This window comes from Alteromonas sp. 14N.309.X.WAT.G.H12, from assembly GCF_036697315.1.
In the GTDB taxonomy this organism is placed as follows: Bacteria; Pseudomonadota; Gammaproteobacteria; order Enterobacterales; family Alteromonadaceae; genus Alteromonas.
On record NZ_JBAHZB010000041.1, the window covers coordinates 20724 to 31143 of the forward strand.

Annotated in this window: 6 protein-coding genes; 2 read left to right on the plus strand and 4 right to left on the minus strand. The window is 42.0% G+C overall.

Going from position 1 to position 10420, the window contains the following annotated elements:
- Positions 1–2: 2 nt before the first annotated feature.
- Together V5298_RS11870 and V5298_RS11875 are read right to left on the minus strand one after the other, a co-directional pair.
- The gene (locus V5298_RS11870) at positions 3–3032 is read right to left on the minus strand and encodes a CheR family methyltransferase (protein WP_332931660.1); all 3030 of its coding nucleotides are present in this window, start codon (positions 3030–3032) and stop codon (positions 3–5) included.
- 94 nt (positions 3033–3126) lie between these two features.
- Complete coding sequence (locus V5298_RS11875) at positions 3127–5787, minus strand: sensor domain-containing protein (protein ID WP_332931661.1); 2661 nt, start codon at positions 5785–5787, stop codon at positions 3127–3129.
- Positions 5788–6266: 479 nt separating this feature from the next.
- Here V5298_RS11875 and V5298_RS11880 point away from each other — a divergent pair, with 479 nt between their 5' ends.
- Positions 6267–7301, plus strand: a complete 1035-nt coding sequence (locus tag V5298_RS11880; protein ID WP_332931662.1) for a glycosyl hydrolase family 18 protein — start codon at positions 6267–6269, stop codon at positions 7299–7301.
- A gap of 256 nt (positions 7302–7557) precedes the next feature.
- On the plus strand, positions 7558–8814 hold the full coding sequence (locus V5298_RS11885; protein WP_332931663.1) for a DUF1566 domain-containing protein: 1257 nt from the start codon (positions 7558–7560) through the stop codon (positions 8812–8814).
- Positions 8815–8938: 124 nt separating this feature from the next.
- Here the strand turns inward: V5298_RS11885 and V5298_RS11890 are convergent, their stop codons facing one another.
- Complete coding sequence (locus tag V5298_RS11890; protein ID WP_332931664.1) at positions 8939–9727, minus strand: lipase family protein; 789 nt, start codon at positions 9725–9727, stop codon at positions 8939–8941.
- Between the two features lie 227 nt (positions 9728–9954).
- The coding region (locus V5298_RS11895) for a DUF6363 domain-containing protein (protein ID WP_332931665.1) at positions 9955–10420 on the minus strand (466 nt) is incomplete at its 5' end.

The window sequence follows — 10420 nt, forward strand, 5'->3', positions numbered from 1 at the left end:
GCTTACATCAATTTGTTAAGATAAGCTTCTGTTTTCTTGTGTCTTAACGAATACTTAACACTGTGTTCAAGTAAAGCGGCGGTAATATTGGCTTTGTCGATTACATCATAAATACCAAGTTCAATAGCTGTTTCAGTAATTTCTTCATTTACGAACCCTGAAAACAAGATAAATGCTATATTATGTTTATCAACACTCAGTTCTTTGACTAAATCTATACCCGTATGCTTACCAAGATTATAGTCAACAAGGCAAAGATCTATATTTTGTGTTCTTATAAAATCTCTGACATCCTCGTAGCGACTTATACTATAAATGTTATAAATTTTATTTTTCTTATTGATTTTTTTGAATGCTTCTTCAATAGCAAGTAAGTCTATTTCATTATCATCTATAATCAATATATCTACCGGTTCTTTCAGTAACGTAAAGTTAACGGACATTATGTCTTTTAGCTCGCGATAACTGTTTTCAAGGCTTGTTTTTAAATATTTTATTTGGCTAACATCGGTAAGAGATATTACACATCCTTGTGCCGTATTTAGTTTATCCATGTAGGGCGCCAGTTTTATTAAAATATGTGTTTCATCAGAGGTGACAACTTCTTTTTCTATGATTAGCTCTTTATTTATTACTGATGATATTTCTTTTAGTAGTCCATCGTATTTTAAATTGTGTGAAATATGATGGAATGGACGTCCGATATCGGACTCAATTAAATTTATATGTTGTTTGGCTTTGGGTGAAAATCGTCTAATAACCATAGCGTCATCTAAAAATATAAAGCCAATATCTGCGGATTTTATTATATTTTCAATGTCTAGGTTAACTTTGGTTGTTTCTTCAATTTGTTCCTGATATTCGCTATTTACGCTGTAAAGTTCTTCGTTTACCGATTGCAGCTCTTCATTTGTACTTTGAAGTTCTTCATTGGACGCCATTAATTCTTCATTAGTACTTTGTAATTCTTCATTGGTCGTTTCGAGCTCTTCAATGGTCGCACTTAGATGGTATTGGTTATGACGTAGGGCTTCTTCCAAGTCATCAATGCGTTGTTGAGGTTCTATTTGTCCATCATAGGGAATGCTGAGAGGTTTTGCCGGTTGCGCTACGGTGGATGGGGATAGCCCAACCGCCACATAAGTGTCGCTATTTTTCGTACGAGGAACATATAACGCAACAAGGTCTACCGCGGCGTCAACACCATCTAATGACTGGTACTGTATGTCTTTAAAGCGCACCGCTTCTTTTAATTTGACGACCTTGTGTATTGCTGTCGTTACTGCCATCGCCAGGCCATCCAATAGATAGTCCCCTATTTTGGCACTGAATCGACCTTGTTGAATAGGTTTAGTATAGGGGGCTAGATCGCCATATAAATGGATAACCTCCAACTGTTCACTCATTACCACACACGCAGGAATAACATCGTTCACCAACGCTTCTAGTGCGGGCATATGATTAGCCTCTTTAGGTTGTTGGTAGCGGTTTAGAATACGCTCAATACTGGGAGGACTTTTCCGATCTTTAGTTTGCCTGTTTGCCGGCAAAGTAAATAGGTCATTAATTCTATGAATGATCTGATCTTTTTGATAAATACGAAAGCGGTCATTGATCGACTTAAAATTTTTCTGAAATTCTCCTAACGTTTCTGAACTTCCTAAGAAAAGGTAACCATCTTTACGTAGTGAAAACTGCATCATTGCCAGCACATTCTGTTGTGCTTTGGCTTGAAAATAGATCATTAAATTCCGGCAAACGACTAACTGACAATTTGAAAATGGTGGATCTTTCAGTAGGTTGTGATTGGCAAATACCACTAAATGTCGTAGCTCGGATGTTACTGTAAATCCATCTTCACCTTTAATAAAATATCGTTCTAGTCGTTCTGCGTTGACGTCCGTTGCGATATTTATGGAAAATGTACCGTTACTGGCTTCTTTGATGGCGTTGGCATCAACATCTGAAGCAAATATTTTTATCTCGTGACCGCTTTTACGACGTTGACGTTCTTCATCAAATAATATTGCAATGGAGTAAGCCTCTTCACCAGTAGAACATCCCGCCGTCCATACCCTTATCATTTCATTGTTAGGGGTATTTTCAAAAATATTCGGTATAACATGATGTTGTAAGCAATCAAAGGCTTCAATATCTCTAAAAAAGTGGGTTACACCTATCAACATCTCTTTGGTTAGGGTTTTTGCTTCTTGTGGATGTTCTACCAATAGTCGCGCATAGGACTTTAAATCATCAATATCATGAATTCGCATCCGCCGTTCAATTCGCCGCTTTACCGTATTTGGCTTATATAAACTAAAATCTATATCGTGACGCTCTAATAAATGAGCGTAGATTTTGGCTAGCGTCTTGTCTTCAAACTGATCAATCTTGGGCTCGGTTGTTTTTGTTGGTGTTTTTTCTAAGTCTAAGACTTTAACAAGATATTGTGGAATTTCAGCGGCCAACATGACTGCATCAACCAATTCTGTTTGGATTGCGCACAATGGCATTCCGTCAAACTGTGCTTCTTTGGGATTTTGAACCACGGTTAATCCGCCAGCTTCTTTAATGTCTTTTATACCTCGGCTGCCATCACTACCGGTACCTGAAAGAATGACTGCAACGCTGCGATGCTGTGCAGCGGCCGCCAAAGAGCGGAAAAATACATCTATAGGGAAGTTACTGCCTTGGTGAGGTATTTGGTCTACCAATATGAGCCTGCCTTCGGCCATTAACATGTTAGTTCTTGGCGGCATCAAATAAATTGTATTTACCTTTATTTCAATACCATCAGTAACCGTACATATTTTTAGATCAGTGCGCCGCTGTAACAACTGATTCATTAAACTATCGAAGTCTGGAGATAGATGCTGAATTATCATATAGGCCATTGGCGCATGTTTAGGAAGTGCTGAAACGAAATCGCTTAATGCTTCTAAACCACCTGCTGACGCGCCTATCGCGACACAAAATAAAGATTCTGTTTGATTACTGACGAGCATTTTATCAGTAGTGTTAGAGTTTGACATAGTGTCCTTCAATATACCCGGCTGGGTATGGTCATTTTTAGCAGTCCGAAGGTCTCATGTTCACTACTAAATAGTTGAAATTGGATTGCAGGGGTTATTCTACAGTCGGCTTTAATTTTTTGTTATGATCATCGCACAATTTTTTTACTTTGCTTGCTGGTATAGGTTGATTGATGAGAAAACCTTGGTATTTGTCACAGTGCCATTTTTTTAGGAGTGTTAATATTTGTTCGCTATCAACACCCTCTGCAAAAACAGATAGCCCCAGCGCTTCTCCAAGTTTGATCACTGCTTTGGTAATCAATGAATCACTCTCATCAGTGGTGATGTCCTTAATAAAACTTCGATCAATTTTAATGATATCTATGGGGAATTTTTGGAGGTAACTAAGAGAAGAAAAGCCGGTGCCAAAGTCATCAAGCGCTATTTTTATACCTAAATTGTGCATGTTTTCGAGATGCTTTTTAATGAGATTATGCTCTTTGAGTAACAAGGTTTCTGTTACCTCTACAATGACATTGCTACAGCGTAAATTGGCATCCAAAATTTCTCTATGTAGTAGTTGAACTAGATGTTCATCATAAAATTGACGAGGACTAATATTGACGGCCATGACTGCACTTTTATCAAGTAAACCGCCATCAATCCATTTTTTAAGCTGCCTGAAACTTTCTCTACACATCCATAGGCTGACACTTGAGATAAGCCCTGATTCTTCTAGTAGAGGTATAAATTCAACGGGAGACATTAAACCGGTTTCAGGATGTTGCCATCGCAATAGGGCTTCGAAGCCTTTAATCTTATTAGTTTTAATATCTAATTGGGCTTGATAGAAAACTTCAAATTCATCTCTTCCTAGTGCTCGGTGCAGGTCATTGGTAAGATCCATCTTTTTTCGAGATGCTTGCTCTAACTCAGGAGAGTAATACTGGAAGTTATTGCGGCCAGAATCTTTTGCTCTGTAGAGGGCCAGATCAGCATGTTTGAGTAAATTCTTACTGTTGGTCTCACGTCCTGTTACCGAGAAACTGATACCAATACTTGTGGATATAAATATTTCCTTAGAACCTAATTGATAGGGATCTGACAATATTCGCAATATTTTTTCAGCTAGAGAAGCAATTATGCTTGCGTCTTCTAAACCTTCAATAATAATTAGGAATTCGTCTCCTCCTACCCGGCAAATTGTATCTTCTGTACGTAAACTATTCCGTAATCTATTCGCCACTTCTACGAGAATAAAATCGCCAACATCATGACCTAAGGTATCATTAATATGTTTAAAGCCGTCTAAATCTAACGCTAATAATGCCAGTGAACCATGTCGCTCAACACGTGCCAGAGCATGATCCAAGCGATCAAAAAAGCAGGTTCTATTGGACAATCCGGTTAATGAGTCCTTTTCTGCTAAATTGCGCAAATTCTCTTCCGCTTCATGCTGTTTGGAAAAGTCACTTATGGTCGCAATAAGCCCTTTGACAATCCCCTTGTTGTCGATGATAGGGGTAGCGTGAAGCATGGTCCATTTGTAATGCTGTTGATATTTTAATTGGCATTCGCGAACAAACTCCCTCCCACTATTAATTGTGGTATGAAGTTCGGTGAGTAGATTTTCAGCCTCTTCAGGATGAAACAGCTGCATCCATCCTAATCCTTGTATTTCGGCTATCGTGCAATTCGTTATCTCTAACCATCGTTGATTGACATATTCTGTTCGCCAATCCATATCGGTTTGTACTATCCCCATTGGTAGCATTGATGCGAGAATTTGAAACCGTTCTAGCGCCATCGCTATGGCGTTTTGTGTCACAGTAGGAGAAGTGTTTTTTTCGATTAAAAGTAAATCGTATTGAGAACCACTTTCTTCATAGTGTATCAAGTTTAAATTTACATCAATAATGCCGCCCATGGCGATGCGTATTCGACTTTGTAAGTTCGATGCGCTGGTATTTTTTAAGGACTTTAAAATAACCGTATGATTTAGCAAAAAATCTTCGATTGGTTTTTGCAGCACTTCACTCGCATTGGTTGCTAATAAGTTTTCTGCCGCTGCATTAAGGCGGCATACTTTATATCCAGAATTAAGTGTGATCATCGCTAGCGGGCTTGTTTTCTCTAATTCATAGAAAATTTTACGCCATGGGTTATTTAAGTGTTTTGATTCAATATTAATTGGGCCGCTACTCGATAATTTGTCTTTAGGACCTGTGGCAGCATCAGCTAGCATTTGCATTTGAGTTGAAACATGTATCAGCATAGGCCACAACCGCTGCGCCTCTTCAGTACGATAGTTTGCCACTGCGTTCGCGACACAAATTAAATATTGATTGTGTTTATCTACGCCTAGCGGTATTAGCATTCCTTGGTTAATTGAAGGCCATGAAGCATTAAAGCTGTTGATGCAATTTACCGATTTCCTATCGAGCACTATGGCGCGGCATTGCATGAGGACATCAAAAAACGATTTAGAACTTTGATCGAGTAATAGCTGCCCTTTTTTGTCTACTGATTCCCACTGTTTATTGTCACTTTGATATTGGGCTGCTACACAAGCATAACGAGGCTGTTCATTATCAATATTGGATTGCTTTAACACGATGTTAAAGGATGACTGAGTGAGCTCTCCTATTTCATGCAATAGGGCGTTGAGTATATCGTGAGGGTCAATATGAAATTTGGTGTTGTATTTCAACCTATCAATGGCTTGGCGTAGCGCATGATCACTTCGTTGAATATGAGTTTGATATTCTATCATTGCTTCTACCAGAGCCGGGCGCATTTGTGCGGTTTAACTGAGTCATAAGACAACTTATAGTAGACGTTTATTTTAAATGCTAGTAATTCTTTTGATAAATGTGAAAAAGAGCTGACTTCTTGATTTTTTGTGTATTTTGATGACTATTTTGCTAATTTTAGCTACAACTTTAGTCTATGCGCCTGCTTTGGGAGATAACGGGAAACGAAGGTCAAATATTAAGGTTGAGAACGTCATTGCGGATAATTCGTGTAAATCACATTCTGTCGCTGCCGTGAAGTTTTGCCCATCATCGGACACATTCATGAAGTTGGAATTTTATTCGAAAATTTATAATGCCGACGCGTGATATCCGCTATAAACTCCTATGCCTTATTGGTAGTCTGGAGGTGGTTTGGCTGTCAATTGCAACACATAAAGCTAAGCCATCTTTTAGTGTCATTTCATTTATTTCCGATATATTCCCACAAGGATCAGCCATGCCTGTATTTAAGCACGCCCTCGCTATTATTCTGTTATCAGCATTTACGCTCAGTGCTTGCCATCACCCAGCGGATAACCGCCCAGGTAGTGGTGAAACACAATTTAAAGTTATCGGCTATAGCAGCATTAACAACGGGAACTATCGTCGTGCGTTGGATGTTCAATTGCCCTATGTCACCCACATTAACATTGCTTTTGCTAACCCAACCGATGATGCCAGTGGGGCGATACAAAGCGTCAATGGTGCCTTGATTGACGAAACCGTTGAGCGCGCCCATGCACTGAATAAAGAGGTGTTTATCTCGTTTGGTGGCTGGCGGGGAGACGATAGCGGTTACGATTTAGTGTACGAGCGTATTGCCGCTAATGACGAAGCTCGTAGTCGTTTTATTCACAACATCCTTGCTTTCGTGGCTCGCTACCAGCTTGATGGTGTTGATATGGACTGGGAATATCCACGCCTTGAAAGTGCCGATGATTACGAGGGTTTTATTGTTGAATTAAGCCAAGCTTTGCACGCAAAGGGTAAGCAGTTGTCTGCGGCTGTCATTGGTACCAAGAATAAAGTCACCGACGATGGCGATGCAGGTGCCTACAGCGACAAAGCGCTAGCCGCTTTTGATTGGCTTAACTTGATGACATATGATGACCGACCCGATAATCATTCGCCGTATGATTTGGTGGAACGTTCCCTTGCTTACTGGGTGGGTGAGCGTCATATTCCCAATGAAAAAGCGATGCTGGGACTGCCCGCTTATGCACGCCCAAGCTGGCGAAGTTATGCGGATATTGTTAAACAAAATCCTGCCCATGCCTGCGTGGATAGCGTGCTATATCAAGGCAAACAAGACTATTACAATGGTCTGTCCATGATTGAGAAAAAAACCAACTTTGCCCGTCAGCACGGCCTTGGTGGGGTGATGGTTTGGGAGCTGCCACTTGATAGTACCATTCCTGAATTATCAATTATGAAAACCATTTATGACAGTTTGCATGACGGTGATTTTGCGGATCCCTGCGCGATAGACTAGTTTCGCTCACAACGCAGGCACAGTAAGTTTTACCCTAGGATGGGTAAAGCTTATGTAATCTGCTTGAAACCCGTAAGTCGCTCCCATATTTTCAGCTTAGCTAAGAGGCAAAAAGGTTTATACTCATTTTGACGACGTTTAAAGACAGGCGTTACGTAGGCTAGTCGATGTAACATACTCAGCCAGTATTCACTGATTTTGCCAAACCGGTTCAAGCCAGAACCTTTCCTAAATCGCCAATCGAGACGAAAAGCGTATGCAAAAGAACAAATCCATTAATCTTTTTACTTTTTCGCTACTCGGCTTTACGGTAGCGACAATATTGGGATGCAGCGACCATCAGACCGTTGTGGAATCGAGCGCTCAGGTAAATGCGCCTGTACCTAAGGTTAAATTTGTGGTGGTTGATACAGGCCAGGACACGTGTTTTGGGAATGATGGGGCCGTTATTACATGCCCAGCACCTGGCAGTGCGCTATACGGCCAAGACGCCCAGTATCAGGGCGTTGCCGCGTCATACACGGACAATGGTGATAAAACGGTAACCGATAACAACACCGGGTTAATGTGGCAGCAAACGCCCGACTTTCGGCATCAGTCATATGATGAGGCGGTGGGATATTGTGAAGCGTTGTCCGTGGGTAATTACAACGATTGGCGCTTACCAACCATTAAAGAACTGTTTTCGTTAGCCGATTTTCGGGGTGAGATTGTGGATCCCCGCAATGAATCAGCGAATACGCCCTACATTGATACCGATTACTTCGATTTTCAGTATGACAAAAGAATGGCCTATATCGGTCAGTACTGGTCGATAACGAAATATACCCAAGGGCCTTTGCACAATACTGAAAATGTGGAAGGGGCCTTTGGTTTCAACTTTGCCGATGGTCACATAAAAGGCTATGAAACAGGTTACGTATTTGGCACCAATAAACAGGGTGTTTGGGCACCGGGTAACTTTGTAAGGTGCGTACGTGGCGAAGAAAACGTATATGGCGTGAACCACTTTGTGTCTAACGGCGATGGTACGGTCACTGATACGGCCACAGGACTCATGTGGCAGAGTGCGGATGATGGCGTACGCAGAAACTGGCAAGACAGCTTGGCCTATGCTGAAAATGCGGATTTTGCGGGCTATACAGATTGGCGGCTGCCCAATATAAAAGAGCTACAAAGTATTGTGAAATATGGCGGTGACGTCGATTCGTGGCCTGCAATTGATACCCGCTATTTTACTTTGTCCGGTGACAATACCATCGACGATCCTATGTGGGTGTGGAGTAGCACCACACAAGGCGACTTCAAGTATACCGCTGCGTATATTTCCTTTGGTAAGGCGTTCAGTAAAAAGAATTCAAAGGCAACGGAGTATTTTGATTGGCATGGAGCAGGCGCACAGCGAAGTGATCCTAAATCTGGTTCGCCATCAGATTATGAGATGGCCTCGGAAAATGCCGCCGATTTGGTGATGACAAAAAATTACACCCTTATGGTGCGTTCCGCCAAATAAGGGAGGGCGGCACCTCACGTTAAGCGCTTGGCGCTTGGGTTAGGTGCCGTACTATTCTAAGTATTGGCATTTTATGGCGGCTCAGGCCGTTGTTAATGTGTCTTCTGGCATCAACGGAATACCGTTAATGTTCATCGAACAAAGACTTATTTCTAATGTACTTGCGCATGTAATGGTAGGTAATTGGCCGTAGCAGCCAACTGCGTAAGGAGCGAAAAAAACGCTCGTGAGTGGGGGTGTTTTCATAGATTTTATCATCATGTAACCATAGCATTTTGCCCACATGCCAAAAATAAAAAGGAAAGGGGGGCATAAAGGTGATGACGTCAAGATCACAGCAGATACGGTAGGTTTTGTGATGTAATCGGTAGTTTTTATACCAGGAACGACTGCCGACAGCGGGTTGGCCGAACGTCACTACCCGTTTTACCGCTTTGGGGTATTTCCTTTCGATGTAGTCGGCCATCAATACCGCAACGGCACCGCCGGAGGAATGGCCAATAAAGGTAAGACGTTTTCCTTGCTGGCGCAAAGGCGCTAAGACTTTCACCAGCAGATCCCGCAGCGGCAATGCCTGTTCAATGGTTTTGGTACTGGAATACATGGGTTGACTAAGCAGCCGGCTAAAGCCCCAATGAACATAAAAAGACGCATCGACTTGCCGAATTTTTGCGGGTAGAAAAATTAAATTTGCCATCCAGTCCCTAAAGCCTAAAGAGCCTCTAAAAACCACGATGACTTCTTTTTTTTTCTCTGTCCACAGTATTCTCACGCTCAACCGGCCATATTTATCCACTAATTGGCGTTCGTTGAAGGGCGCTAATACCTGATGATAATGTTCTGCCGCATCAGGGTAGGCAAGTTGGCAAAGAATCGCGTATCGCTCGTATTGATAGCGTTTTAGTTTTTTCATGGAAAACTCTATCAAGTTGCTTGGCTGTATGTTGGCACTGAACACCATCGCAATGGTTTAATGGCGCAACGCTACCGTGATTTTATTGCAGTGATATGACGGGGTGCTTATTTATTTGTGATGTGTGTTACAGACTAATGTGCTGAGCCACAGGACCTCAGCGCCGCGTAGGGGGAACCGTGCTAAAACGTGGCCGCGACCGCACGACGCTAGCGTTATACTCGCGTCTAGGCTGACAAGCGGCTATTTTCATCAATAGTCAATGCCCCCCCTTTGCCATACATAGGTAGGGAGAACCGCTCTTCAGGCTTTTCAGATTCAACGGTCACATGGCGTTGTGGTTCACAAGGGCGATGTAATTCAGCCAGTGCTTCATTTGCTAAGAAGGCTTGGCCGGCTTGTCGACCCAGTTTGTAATCGTTTCGCAACTGCTCATCGCTACTGCCGAGCAATTTACTTTGCAACTTTTCTGATGCAAACACTTGTATGATCTCCACCCCTTCTGGCGGGTTTTCGATAAAGGCGAGCTCTTTTTGATAGGCCTGTTCGTGTTGCAGCAGATAATCGATGGTTTTTGGGCAGTGACCGGTGGAACACATCACGGCACTAATTTTTTGCAACCAAGGGGATTGTGCCTGAAAACCTTTATCTACCGTTCTGATTACCACAATTTTTGTCGCGCCACGCTTGTAC

Coding starts and splice junctions, on each gene's coding strand:
- V5298_RS11870 (WP_332931660.1), bottom strand. CDS start 3,032: ATGTCAAACTCTAACACTACTGATAAAATGCTCGTCAGTAATCAAACA.
- V5298_RS11875 (WP_332931661.1), bottom strand. CDS start 5,787: ATGATAGAATATCAAACTCATATTCAACGAAGTGATCATGCGCTACGC.
- V5298_RS11880 (WP_332931662.1), top strand. CDS start 6,267: ATGCCTGTATTTAAGCACGCCCTCGCTATTATTCTGTTATCAGCATTT.
- V5298_RS11885 (WP_332931663.1), top strand. CDS start 7,558: ATGCAAAAGAACAAATCCATTAATCTTTTTACTTTTTCGCTACTCGGC.
- V5298_RS11890 (WP_332931664.1), bottom strand. CDS start 9,727: ATGAAAAAACTAAAACGCTATCAATACGAGCGATACGCGATTCTTTGC.